The 11,584-nt window shown below is 66.1% G+C and carries 10 protein-coding genes; all 10 read right to left on the bottom strand.

Features of this window, described 5'->3' with window-relative positions; genetic code table 11:
- Positions 1-22: 22 nt before the first annotated feature.
- The 10 genes from smc to ccmA all read right to left on the bottom strand — a co-directional run bounded on the left by smc (position 23) and on the right by ccmA (position 11,578).
- A complete protein-coding gene (gene smc / locus U0O11_RS01850) occupies positions 23-3,544 on the bottom strand; it encodes a chromosome segregation protein SMC (RefSeq protein WP_324691327.1) in 3,522 nt (1,173 codons plus the stop codon).
- Positions 3,545-3,823: 279 nt separating this feature from the next.
- Positions 3,824-5,176, bottom strand: coding sequence for a c-type cytochrome biogenesis protein CcmI (gene ccmI / locus U0O11_RS01845; RefSeq protein WP_324691324.1), 1,353 nt, complete (start codon positions 5,174-5,176; stop codon positions 3,824-3,826).
- Complete coding sequence (locus U0O11_RS01840; RefSeq protein ID WP_442872636.1) at positions 5,173-5,736, bottom strand: cytochrome c-type biogenesis protein; 564 nt, start codon at positions 5,734-5,736, stop codon at positions 5,173-5,175. The genes ccmI and U0O11_RS01840 overlap by 4 nt, the downstream gene beginning before the upstream one ends.
- Positions 5,733-6,311, bottom strand: a complete 579-nt coding sequence (locus U0O11_RS01835) for a DsbE family thiol:disulfide interchange protein (RefSeq protein WP_324691322.1) — start codon at positions 6,309-6,311, stop codon at positions 5,733-5,735. The genes U0O11_RS01840 and U0O11_RS01835 overlap by 4 nt, the downstream gene beginning before the upstream one ends.
- Complete coding sequence (locus U0O11_RS01830; protein WP_324692485.1) at positions 6,308-8,308, bottom strand: heme lyase CcmF/NrfE family subunit; 2,001 nt, start codon at positions 8,306-8,308, stop codon at positions 6,308-6,310. The genes U0O11_RS01835 and U0O11_RS01830 overlap by 4 nt, the downstream gene beginning before the upstream one ends.
- Positions 8,308-8,814 carry a cytochrome c maturation protein CcmE gene (ccmE, locus tag U0O11_RS01825; protein WP_324691320.1) on the bottom strand — a complete coding sequence of 169 codons (507 nt, stop codon included), beginning with the start codon at positions 8,812-8,814 and terminating at the stop codon, positions 8,308-8,310. Before ccmE ends, U0O11_RS01830 begins: the two co-directional genes overlap by 1 nt.
- Positions 8,815-8,895: 81 nt before the next feature.
- Complete coding sequence (ccmD, locus tag U0O11_RS01820; RefSeq protein ID WP_288989849.1) at positions 8,896-9,162, bottom strand: heme exporter protein CcmD; 267 nt, start codon at positions 9,160-9,162, stop codon at positions 8,896-8,898.
- On the bottom strand, positions 9,159-9,926 hold the full coding sequence (locus tag U0O11_RS01815; protein WP_324692484.1) for a heme ABC transporter permease: 768 nt from the start codon (positions 9,924-9,926) through the stop codon (positions 9,159-9,161). The genes ccmD and U0O11_RS01815 overlap by 4 nt, the downstream gene beginning before the upstream one ends.
- Before the next feature lie 165 nt (positions 9,927-10,091).
- Positions 10,092-10,814 carry a heme exporter protein CcmB gene (gene ccmB / locus U0O11_RS01810; RefSeq protein ID WP_324691317.1) on the bottom strand — a complete coding sequence of 241 codons (723 nt, stop codon included), beginning with the start codon at positions 10,812-10,814 and terminating at the stop codon, positions 10,092-10,094.
- The gene (gene ccmA, locus U0O11_RS01805; protein WP_324691315.1) at positions 10,811-11,578 is read right to left on the bottom strand and encodes a cytochrome c biogenesis heme-transporting ATPase CcmA; all 768 of its coding nucleotides are present in this window, start codon (positions 11,576-11,578) and stop codon (positions 10,811-10,813) included. Before ccmA ends, ccmB begins: the two co-directional genes overlap by 4 nt.
- Positions 11,579-11,584: the final 6 nt, after the last annotated feature.

Genomic DNA, 11,584 nt, shown 5'->3' with positions numbered 1-11,584 from the left:
GCCCTCCTGAACGGCTTTTCCCTCACGCTTCGGCAAGCACGGCAGCTTCTTCTATCCCTACAGAGACAAGGCGCGAGACGCCGGGTTCCTGCATGGTGACACCCATCAGCCGATCTGCCGCTTCCATGGCGATCTTGTTATGGGTGATATAGATGAACTGTACGCTTTCCGACATCTCCTTCACCAGCCTCGCATAGCGTCCGACGTTGGCATCATCCAGCGGTGCATCCACCTCATCGAGCATGCAGAACGGGGCCGGATTGAGCTGGAAGATGGCGAAGACCAGCGCCAGTGCCGTCAGTGCCTTCTCACCGCCTGACAACAGGTGAATGGTGGAGTTTTTCTTGCCCGGTGGCCGCGCCATGATCGCGACTCCCGTCTCCAGCAAATCATCACCAGTTAGCGTCAACCATGCGGTTCCGCCCCCGAAGATCTTGGGGAAAAGCGCCTGGATTCCGGCATTGACCTTGTCGAAGGTGTCCTTGAAGCGCACCCGTGTTTCCTGGTCAATCTTGCGGATGGCGCGCTCGAGGGTCTCCAGCGCTTCGCTCAGCTCGGCATGCTGGGCTTCCAGATAGTTGCGACGCTCGGCCTGCTGGTCGTATTCCTCGATGGCCGCCAGGTTGATGGCCCCCAGCCGCTTGATGCGCTCGCCGATCTGCTCGAGGTTGTGGCTCCAGGCCGACTCGGTGGCATTGGGGTCCAGCTCGTCCTCGAGCTGCGTGATCGCTGCCTCGTCATAACCCAGTTCCACCAGTTGCTCGTCCTGCGCATCGCCCTTGAGGGTCAGCGCCTGCACCTGCATGCGGCCTTCCTCGAGGCGCTGACGAATCCCCTCGAGATTGCGCTCATGAGTCTGACGCGCCTGTTCCGCCTGACGCATCTGTTCGACCAATTCATGAGTCTTGTCACGACAGGCGTTGAGCTTGGTTTCCTGATACAGACGTGTCTCGAGCAGCATCTCGAGCTTTTCGCGCTCTTCTTCCTGCGGCAGCGAGGCCTCTTCGCGGCTGGCCTCGAGCATCTCGATGCGCTCGGCGAGCTTCTCGCGCTGCTCGACGGCTCGCATGCGCTGGCCCTGCATGCCGTCACGCTCGGTGGTCAGGCGCTGACGCTCCATGTCGAGACGGTTGACCTGCTCACGCGCGGGCGCCAGCTGGGCACGCAGCCCGGCCAGCGCCTCCTGATGTTCGCGCCGTGAACGCTCCAGCGACTCGCGCGACTGGGCGTTGTTCTCGACCGCCTCCAGTGCCTGCTGCCAGCGCTCGCGCGCCTCCTCCAGCGTCAGGGCCTGAGTCTCGCGCGTTTCCGCCAGCTGCTCGAGCTCCTCATCCAGCTCACGGGCGCGACCATCGACATGCTCCAGGCGGCTGGCGATGCCGGCCTCCTTGAGACTGAGTTCACGCTGGCGCTCGCCCAGCTCACGCTCTTCGACGCGCAGATGCTCGAGCTGCTGCTCGGCGCCGGCAATCTGTTCGGCGGCTGCGGCCAGACGCGTCTCGATCTCCTCGAGACGCTCATCCAGTGACTCGAGCTCCAGCACCACCTGCTCGAGGCGCGCCCGCTGGGCGATGACGCTATCGGCACGTTCACCGGCCACCTGACGGCGGCTCCAGCCCTGCCCCAACCACAGGCCATCCGGGGTCAGCACGCTCTCGTGCGCGGCCAGCGAATCACGCCTGGCCCAGGCGGCTGCCTGCGACTCGACACAGTGGATGCTGGCCAGCCAACCGGCCAAGGCATCCGCGCCGCTCACCTGCGCCGCCAGAGTGCCGGCGGGGCGGGCTGCCGCGCTGGACGCCGGCGTGCCATCGACCAGCAACAGCTCGCCGCCGGGCAGCTCATCCATCAGCGTGGCCAGACGCGACGGCTCGCTCGCCGCCAGACGCGCCTTGAGGAAGGGGCCCAGCACCCAGGCACTGGCCGATTCCCAGCCCTCGGCGACCTCGAGCCCCTCGGCCAGCGCCGGGGTCTCGGCGAGCCCGTGCTGCTCCAGATGGCTCGCCAGACTGTCATCGTCATCACGCAGCGCCGCGTCGATCAGTGCCTCAAGCGAGGCCTTCTCGCCCTGCAAGACATTGCGACGCTGGCGCAGCTGATCGCGCTCTCCATCCAGCGCCAGACGATCGGCCTGGGCCTGCTCACGGGCTTCACTGGCCTGCTCGCGGCGCGACTCCAGTGATTCGCCGCTGAGCGACAATTCATCGAGCTGCTCACGCAGCTCCTCGCGGGCTTCGCGCAGCTCGGCGACATCCGGCAGCTCCGCCAGCTGCTGGCGGCGGCGCTCGCGCTGGCGCTCGGCGTCGGCGATGGCATTCTCGAGCTGCTGGATCTCGCTCTGGGCGCGCTCGGCGCCACGCTGGGCTTCGTTGTCGGCCTGACTGAAGCGCTCCCACTCGCTCTGGCTGTCCTGGCGGCGTTCTTCGGCCTCCTCCAATGACAGCTCGAGCCCTTCGAGGGTCTCGCGGGCCAGCTCGAGTTCCGGGGCGATGTCTTCCAGGCGCGCATCGATCATCTCGAGGCGCTCGCCGTCCTCGCCCTCGACGCGCTGTATGTCGCTCAGCTCGCGCCTGGCCATCTCAAGATCCGCCGCCAGCTGCTGCTCACGGGTGCGGGCATGCTCGAGGCTCTGCTCGAGGCGCGCGATCTGGGCGCCGGTCTCATAGAAGGCGGCCTGATGGGTTTCCAGCTCTCCCGCCAGCTCGTCGTGCTGATAGCGCTGCTCTTCCAGCTGGCTCTCGCACTGACGCTGCCCGAGAATCTCGCGCTCGACGCCGGTTTCCAGCTCCGCGACGCGTGACTGCTGCTCGCGCTGCTGCGCACGCAGGCCCCGCCGACGCAGCACGGCCAGCTCGCCCTTGAGGCGATATTCGTCCTGCTTGAGGGTCTGATAGCGCTTGGCGGCCTCGGCCTGACGCTTGAGGCGCTCGAGCTGCTTGTCGAGTTCCTCACGCAGGTCATCCAGGCGCTCCATGTTCTCCTGGGTGCGCTTCATGCGGTTCTCGGTCTCGCGGCGGCGCTCCTTGTACTTGGAGATGCCCGCGGCTTCCTCGAGGGTGCTGCGCAGGTCATCCGGGCGCGCCTCGATCAGCTGCGAGATCATGCCCTGACCGATGATGGAGTAGGAGCGCGGCCCGAGGCCGGTGCCGAGGAAGACGTCGGCGATATCACGCCGGCGGCACTTCTGGCCATTGAGGAAGTAGCCGGACTGGCCATCGCGCGTCACCAGACGCTTGACGGCGATCTCGGCATACTCGGACCAGGCGCCCCCGAGGCTACCGTCGGCATTGTCGAAGGTCAGCTCGATGGAAGCCTGGCCCACCGGCTTGCGTCCGGTGGAGCCATTGAAGATGACGTCCGTCATCGACTCGCCGCGCAGATTCTTGGCGCTGGACTCGCCCATCACCCAGCGCACAGCATCGATGACGTTCGATTTCCCGCAGCCGTTGGGGCCGAGAATCGCCGTCATGTTGCTGTCGAAGGGCACGGTGACCGGATCGACGAAGGATTTGAAGCCGACCAGCTTGATCGATTTGAGCCGCATTGCGCCTGGCGCGTCCTTGAGTCTGGAGAAAGAAGGTCTTTAGAAATAATTCTGGAGAAAGAAGCTATGACGCAGGAAAACCTGAAATACCGCGGCGTCGCAGGCCTTTCGATAAGAGCCCGCACCGCCGCAAGGTAAACATGTCCTTACGACGAGACAGCCGGTCATCGAGGGTATTTTCGAAAAACCAGCGCGCAGTCTACCCAAAAGCGGCGATGGCCCCAACCGGCGCAATGACAAACGAAGCCGTCATCGCGCGGGCCAGGGGCCAATCGCGGCTTACTGAGTGATGCGGTGATCGATGCGCAGTGCCAGCGGTGCCTGTGATGCATCAGCGCCTTTCTCGTCATCGGCGTCAGCACTGCGGGTGACGATGACATTCTCGAGCTTGCCTTCGAGATCCCCCGGCTGGGCCGTCGGCTGCCCGGAAGCGGAGATGCGCGCCACGAGCGTGACGCGCTCGGCCATCGAGAGCCGCGCCATCGGGGCCATGGCGTTGTCGTCCGACAGAGTGAGCGTCAGCGGCAGCTTGTCCGCGGTGGTGCGCACTACTGCCAGCGGCGGCAGCTTGCCTTCGCCATCACGCGCCACGATGAACAGGGTCGCCGCTTCGGCACTGACCGGCAGCGCCGCCAGCTGAGCCTCGAGCGTCGGGTCCAATGACACCTTGAGCGTCAGACGTGCAGCGCCCTCCTTGCTGTCCTGATCAGCCGCCGCGCCTTGATCTGGCGCGACCGAGTTGGCCAGGGCGACCGAGGCATCGACATCACCGGCACTGGCCATGCGCTGGCGTGCGGCCTTGATGCCTTCGCGCAGCGCCTTGGCGGCATCGGGATTCTCGAAGCCGGCAATCGCCTTGCGCCAGTAATCGATGGCCTCGGGATAGCGGGCTTGATCGAAGGCCTCGATCCCGAGCAGGCCGAGTACCGTCGGCTGACGAGGATCGGCCGCCAGCACTTCATCGACCAGCGTCTGGACCTCATCGGTCAGGGTACGCTGGGCCGCGAAGAACTTGAGCTGCGCCAGCTGCGCGATCAGCGCAGGTACTCGGCCCTCGAGCGCAATCAACGCCTCGAGCGACTGCATGGCCTCATCGAGACGGCCGGCATCGCGGTAGAGCGGGAACAGCGCCATCCACACCTTGGCGTTGTCGGGCTGGGCCTCGGCCTCGGCGCGCAGCCGAGCGATGCGCGCCTCGAAGCTGGCAGCATCATGGATCGGCGTGGCGGCAATCGCCTGCGCCAGCGCCAGGTCCCCGCTCGCGCCTTCGCGCTGATACCAGTAGAGCGAGCCCGCCACCATCGCCACCAGCAACACGGGCACCAGCACGCGCCCGCTGCTGGCCGCCTTGAGCGGAGAGCGCTTGAGGGATTCAGCATCTTCCAGCAGGCTGCGTTCCAGCTCGACCCGCCCTTCCGCCAGCGCCGTGTCATCCAGCTCGCCACGCGCATGGCCGCGCTCCAGCGAGGCCAGTCGACGCCGATAGACACGCACGTTCTCGGCGCCGAGGCTGTCGTTGTCCTCGAACGCCTGCTGATCGGCATGCACGCGACGCGCCCGCCGCAACGGCAGCAACAGCAGCCAGCCGGCGGGAATCAACAGCACGGCAATCGCCAGCCATAACAGGATCATGAGCGCTCCTTGGCAGTGTGTTGCCCAGCGCCGGGTTGCTCATCACCAGGCTGCTCATCAATGGACTGGCGGTGCGTGGCAAGCAGTGCCGACAGGCGCGCCTGCTCATCATCATCCAGCGCACGCACACGTGCACGCCGCCGGGCGCGCACGATCAGGGTCACGACCAGCAAGCCGAGCAGGATCAGGACAGCCGGACCGCCCCACAGCAGCCAGGTGCGCCCATCGAGGCGCGGGTTGTAGAGCACGTACTCGCCGAAGCGCGCGACCATGAAATTCTGGATCTCGCTGTCACTGCGGCCGTCCTTGAGCAGGTCCGCCACGTTCTGGCGCATGTCACCGGCGATGGGGGAATCCGAGTCACCGATCGCCTGGTTCTGACACTTGGGGCAGCGCAGCGCGGCGGTCAGGCTGTCGTAGCGCTTCTGCAGCACCGGGTTGTCGAACTGATGCATCTCGATGGCGGCATGCGCCTTGCCGGCTGACAGCCAGGCGAGAAACATCAGCACCACCAGCGCCTGCACCAGCGGGATGGCGAAACTCCTGAGCACGGATTTCATGAGCTGGCCTCCTCATCGGGCGTGCTGGCGGCATCAGTCGCGGGCTCCGCGATGCGCTCCAGCGTCGGCAGGATGACGTCGCGGACATCTTCGGGCCGGATGTAGCCGGTGTGGTGATAGCGGATCACGCCCTCGGCATCGACCAGGAAGGTTTCCGGTGCCCCATAGACGCCGAGATCAAAGCCCAGCGTGCCCTCGGGGTCGAACAGATTGACGCTGAACGGGTTGCCGAATTCCTCCAGGAACTGGCGGCCCTTGGCGCGGGTGTCCTTGTAGTCGACGCCGACCATGTGCACGCCCCGCTCGGCGAGATCCAGCAGCTGCGGCATCTCGTGCTTGCAGGTCGGGCACCACTCGCCCCAGACGTTGATGAGGCTGACCTGCCCCTTGAGCAGCGAGGCATCGAGGCGCGCCTGCGGATCACTCAAGGTGCTGAGCGAGAATTCGGGGAAGGGCCGCGACAGCAGCGCGGAGTCCCGTGCATAGGGGTCATCATCGAGGCGCTGGTAGAGGAAGGCACCCAGTCCCACCACGACCACCAGCGGCACGAACAGCACCAGACGACGAACATTCATGGGCGAGCCTCCTGTGTGACGAGGGTGCGGGTGTCAGACGCCGTGCTGGCCTCGACACGGCGGCGATAACGGCGATCCAGCACGGCGATCACGCCGCCCGCGCCCATCAGCAGGGCGCCCAGCCACAGCCAGCGCACGAAGGGTTTGACCTGGATGCGTACCGCCCAGCTGTCGTCATCCAGCTTCTCGCCCATGGCGACGTAGAGGTCACGCGTGAAGCCGGCATCGAGCGCAGTCTCGGTCATCGGCATGCCGCTGGCCAGGAACAGACGCTTCTCGGGATGCAGTGTCGTCACCGCCCTGCCATCACGGCTGACCTCCACCGTGGCGCGGTCCGACAGGTAGTTGGGGCCACGATATTCGCCAAGTTCGGTCATGCGGAACTGATAGCCGCCCACGCTGACTTCCTTGCCCTGCACCATGCGCACGTTCTCGGCGACCTCGGTATTTGAGACCAGCGTCACGCCGACGATGGTCACCGCCAGCCCCAGATGCGCCAGCTGCATGCCCCAGTAGCTGGGCGTGAGGCGCTTGAGCCCCGCCCAGCGACCCGCCTTCGAGGCACTCTTGTCCCACAGGTCGCGCAGCAGCGGCAGCACCACCCACAGCGCGATGACCAGTCCGAGCGCCACCGAGAAGGTCCACTCGATATCCAGCGTCAGCGGCAGCAGGCCCCCGATGACGAGTGCCGCGCTGCCGGCCAGCGCCAGACGACGCGTAAGCTCGCGCCCCGGCATCTGCTTCCAGCGCGAGGCCGGCCCGAGGCCCATGAAGGCGCACAGCAGCGTGGTCAGCGGCACGAACAGCGCATTGAAGTACGGCGGGCCCACCGAGATCTTGCCCAGCCCCAGCGAGTCCAGCACCAGCGGATAGAGGGTGCCCAGCAGCACGGTGACCATCATCACCAGCAGCACGAGATTGTTGACCAGCAGGAAGGCATCCCGCGACAGCCAATGAAAGCCCAGCGTCGAACGCACGCGCGGTGCGCGCAGCGCGAACAGCAGCAGCGAGCCACCGACGGTGATGCCGAGCAGCACCAGAATGAACAGCCCGCGATCAGGGTCACTGGCGAAGGCGTGCACCGAGGTCAGCACGCCGGAGCGCACCAGGAAGGTACCCAGCAGTGACAGCGAGAAGGCGAAGATCGACAGCAGCACCGTCCAGCTCTTGAAGGCGCCGCGCTTCTCGGTGACCGCCAGCGAGTGGATCAGGGCGGTACCGGCCAGCCACGGCATCAAGGAGGCGTTCTCCACCGGGTCCCAGAACCACCAGCCGCCCCAGCCGAGCTCGTAGTAGGCCCACCAGCTGCCCAGCGCGATGCCGACGGTGAGGAAGGCCCAGGCGATGTTGGTCCAGGGGCGCGCCCAGCGTGCCCAGGCGGCATCGAGACGCCCGCCCATCAGTGCCGCCATCGCGAACGCGAACGCCACCGAGAAGCCCACGTAGCCCATGTAGAGCATCGGCGGATGGATGATCAGCCCGATGTCCTGCAGCAGCGGATTGAGGTCCGCGCCGTCAGCCGGCATGTCCGGCAGCAGGCGCGCGAAGGGGTTGGAGGTCAGCAGTACGAAAGCGAGGAAGCCGGTGGAGATCAGCCCCATGATGCCCAGCACCCGTGCCAGCATGTCGCGCGGCAGATGGCGCGCGCCCAGCGAGACGGCAAAGCCCCAGCCGGCCAGTATCAGGCTCCACAGCAGCACCGAGCCCTCATGGCTGCCCCACACGGCGCTGAACTTGAAGTACCACGGCAGCTGGCTGTTGGAGTTGTTGGCGATGTAGGCGACGCTGAAATCATCCAGCAGGAAGCTCGCGGTCAGGCAGGCATAGGCGATCAGCACGAACAGGAACTGCCCCCAGGCCATCGGCTGGGCGAAGCTCATCCACAGCGGACGGCGCGTACTGGCCCCCGCCAGCGGTACGACCGCCTGCACACAGGCCAGACAGGCACCCAGAATCAGCGCGAAGTGGCCGATTTCCGGCAACAGTTGCGTCACCATCACGGGGTCTCCTGCGGAACGAGCGCGGCCTTGGCTGCACTGCTGTCGCTGGTCAGGTTGCCCGTCCTGTTACCAGAGATATCGCGCCCGGAGGCCTTCAGCGCCTCCGACACCTCCGGCGGCATGTACTTCTCGTCATGCTTGGCCAGCACCTCGCTGGCCTCGAGATGCTCACCATCGAAGGTGCCCATCACCACCACGCCCTGCCCTTCACGGAATAGGTCCGGCAGGATGCCCTGATAATGCACCGTCACGTCATGATCGAAATCCGTGACGGTGAAGATGGCATCCAGCGTCTCGTTGTCGCGCCTGACACTGCCATCACGCACCATGCCGCCCGCACGGATCTGCCGCCCCTGGGGCGCTTCGCCGGTGGCGATCTGCGTCGGGGTATAGAAGGCGTTGATGTTGGCGCGCAGGGCATAGAGGGTCAGGCCCACCGCGAGGGCGGCCAGCAGCACGATGGCCGTGACGATATACAGGCGCTGCTTGCGTTTGGGAGTCATGGTCAGGGCTCGATCAGGGCAAGGGACGGACAAGCCTCTCGCGGCCAGCGGGACAACCGCAGCGGGAGGCAGAAAACAGGTTCAATCACGAGAGGTGTGGCGCGAAGCCTGATGTGACGAACGATGCGAAGCGCGGTGTGAAGCAGGGTGCGAAGAATGACGAGAAGCGTCACGGCGCAGCCGGCGACGGATATCCGCCTCCAGCGCGCGACGCGACAGCCGCGTGGCGATCACCAGCCCCACCAGACACGCCGCCGTCAGCCCCCAGGCCGACCACACATACAGCGCATGGCCGCCCATGGCGAAGAACTCGCTGACATTCGAGAAGGCGATGCCCGGCAGGTTCATGGCTTGTCCCCTTCTGCCGCGACTACCCCAGCATCGGGGCGCGCACGCGAAGACGGACTCAGCAGATCACGTACCCACTGCTTGCGACTCTCGCGCCTCAGCACCTCGACCCGCGTGCGCATCAGCACCAACGCGCCGAACAGGGCGTAGAAGCCGATCACCATCATCAGCAAGGGGATCCACATGCTGGCCGGCATCGGCGGCGCTTCGCTGAGCGTGAAGGTGGCCGGTTGATGCAGTGTGCTCCACCAGTCCACCGAATACTTGATGATCGGGATGTTGACCATGCCGACCAGCGCCAGGATCGAGGCCGCGCGCGAACCGCTGTCACGGCTGGCGAAGGAGCCACGCAGCACGATCACGCCCAGATACAGGAACAGCTGGATCAGCATCGAGGTCAGCCGGGCATCCCAGATCCACCAGGTGCCCCAGGTGGGAATGCCCCACACCGAGCCGGAAAACAGTGCCAGCGCCGTCATCAGGGCACCGACGGGCGCGGCGGCCGTGGCGACCATGTCCGCCAGCTTGATCTTCCACACCAGGAAGATGAGCGCGCACACCGCCAGCAGCATGAAGCACGACTGGGCGAGAATCGCCGCCGGCACATGCACATAGATGATGCGGAAGCTGTTGCCCTGCTGGTAGTCGGCGGGCGCGAAGGCCAGCCCCCAGACACTGCCGGCCACCAGCGCGATGATCGCCAGGGCCCAGAGCCACGGCAGCCAGCGCTGGCTGGCCGCGAAGAAGGTCGCCGGTGCGCCCATGCGATGCAGCCACGGCCATAGCCCGCCCTTGCGGGGGCGGACCTTGCGGGCAGGCGCTTGCTGAGAGTCGGAGTCGGCAGTCACACGGGCCTCTTGTCAGGGGCAATGAAGAGCCTTGCGAATGCCCGAGAATGCTCGGGCAGCGTCATGCAGTTCTTGATCGGGCTAGCCATTGATGCTCAGCCTGAGTCCGGCGGCGATGGCTAGCGGCGCCAGCAGCAGGGCCAGCGCCAGCATCGCGCCCAGAATGGCCAGATGGGCCAGACTGGGCATGCCATTGACGGCACTCTGAACGGCACCGGCACCGAAGATCAGCACCGGAATGTACAGCGGCAGGATGATCAGCGAGAGCAGTACTCCGCCGCGACGCAGCCCCACCGTGAGTGCCGCACCGATCGCGCCGATCAACGACAGACTCATGCTGCCCAGCGCCAGCGAGGCGATCAACACGCCAAAGGCGCCGTTCGGCAGCCCCAGCATCACGCCCAGCAAGGGTGCCATCAGCGCCAGCGGCAGGCCGGTCAACAGCCAGTGGCCCGCCACCTTGGCCAGCACCAGCAACGACAATGGCTGCGGCGTCAGCAACAGTTGCTCGAGGCTGCCGTCCTCCAGATCCTGCCGGAACAGACCGTCCAGTGACAGCAGCGTCGCCAGCAATGCCGCCACCCACAGCAGGCCCGGTGCCAGCGTCGCCAGCAGCGCCTTGTCCGGTGAGATGCCCAGCGGAAACAGCGTGATCACCAGGGCGAAGAACACCAGCGGATTGATCAGCTCACTGCGTCGGCGCAGCGCCTGACGCAGGTCGCGCGCGAGGGTCGCCTTGAAGGCACCGGCCAGCGAGCTGGTGGGCGGGGCCTCGGGCAGTGCCGTCAGCAGCTCATGGTTCATGCCGAGGCGCCTTGTATCGAGGCTGTGTCTTTCCCGCCCACGCCCTGCTCTGAACCCTGTTTTAGCCCCTGTTCGGCCTTCATCCCTTCCTTCGCGCCCAGGCGCAGGCGGCGCAAGCGCGAGGCCTGCGAGAAGCGATGATGGGTCGTCATCACCACACTGCCCCCACGCCGGGCGTGAGCCAGCAGCAATGCCTCCAGCGCCTGAACGCCGTCGCGATCGATGGCGGTGAAGGGCTCATCGAGCACCCACAGCCGGCGTGGCGTCAGATGCAGCCGCGCCAGCGCGATACGTCGCTGCTGACCGGCGGACAGCTGCTGGGCAGGCACATCCTCGAAACCGGCCAGCCCCACGGCATCCAGCGCCGCCCAGGCGAGCTCGCTGCGGGCCTCTGCCTTCGCCTGCAGCTGACCGCCAAGCGCCTGATACCAGGCAAGGTTTTCCAAGGCGGTCAGGGTGCCCTTGATGCCGGGCTGGTGACCCAGATAGAGCAGTGAGCCCAGAAAGTCGTCACGCACCCGCGAGGTGGGCTGGCCGCGCCACAGCACCTCGCCCTCGTAGTCATGGAACTGCCCGGACAGAATCTTGAGCAGGGTGGTCTTGCCACTGCCATTGGGGCCCTCGACCTGCAGGATCTCTCCCGCATGCAGCGAAAGATCCAGCCCCTCGAACAGCCAGCGCTCATCACGCTCACAGCCGAGCGCCACGACCGCCAACAGAGGCGGCGCGCTACAGACTTCATCGCTGGCAGGCAGGCTGGGCATCCCGGA

This window comes from Cobetia sp. D5, assembly GCF_035666195.1.
In the GTDB taxonomy this organism is placed as follows: Bacteria; Pseudomonadota; Gammaproteobacteria; order Pseudomonadales; family Halomonadaceae; genus Cobetia; species Cobetia amphilecti.
Note: the sequence above shows the minus strand (reverse complement) of the source record. Positions and strands in the feature narration are given on the sequence as shown.

Excerpts from the sequence above, each read along its gene's own strand:
- ccmD (WP_288989849.1), bottom strand. The coding sequence starts at position 9,162 with ATGAACCTGCCGGGCATCGCCTTCTCGAATGTCAGCGAGTTCTTCGCC.
- U0O11_RS01835 (WP_324691322.1), bottom strand. The coding sequence starts at position 6,311 with ATGAATGTTCGTCGTCTGGTGCTGTTCGTGCCGCTGGTGGTCGTGGTG.
- ccmB (WP_324691317.1), bottom strand. The coding sequence starts at position 10,814 with ATGAACCATGAGCTGCTGACGGCACTGCCCGAGGCCCCGCCCACCAGC.
- U0O11_RS01840 (WP_442872636.1), bottom strand. The coding sequence starts at position 5,736 with ATGAAATCCGTGCTCAGGAGTTTCGCCATCCCGCTGGTGCAGGCGCTG.
- smc (WP_324691327.1), bottom strand. The coding sequence starts at position 3,544 with ATGCGGCTCAAATCGATCAAGCTGGTCGGCTTCAAATCCTTCGTCGAT.
- U0O11_RS01815 (WP_324692484.1), bottom strand. The coding sequence starts at position 9,926 with ATGGGCGCACCGGCGACCTTCTTCGCGGCCAGCCAGCGCTGGCTGCCG.
- U0O11_RS01830 (WP_324692485.1), bottom strand. The coding sequence starts at position 8,308 with ATGGTGACGCAACTGTTGCCGGAAATCGGCCACTTCGCGCTGATTCTG.
- ccmA (WP_324691315.1), bottom strand. The coding sequence starts at position 11,578 with ATGCCCAGCCTGCCTGCCAGCGATGAAGTCTGTAGCGCGCCGCCTCTG.
- ccmE (WP_324691320.1), bottom strand. The coding sequence starts at position 8,814 with ATGACTCCCAAACGCAAGCAGCGCCTGTATATCGTCACGGCCATCGTG.
- ccmI (WP_324691324.1), bottom strand. The coding sequence starts at position 5,176 with ATGATCCTGTTATGGCTGGCGATTGCCGTGCTGTTGATTCCCGCCGGC.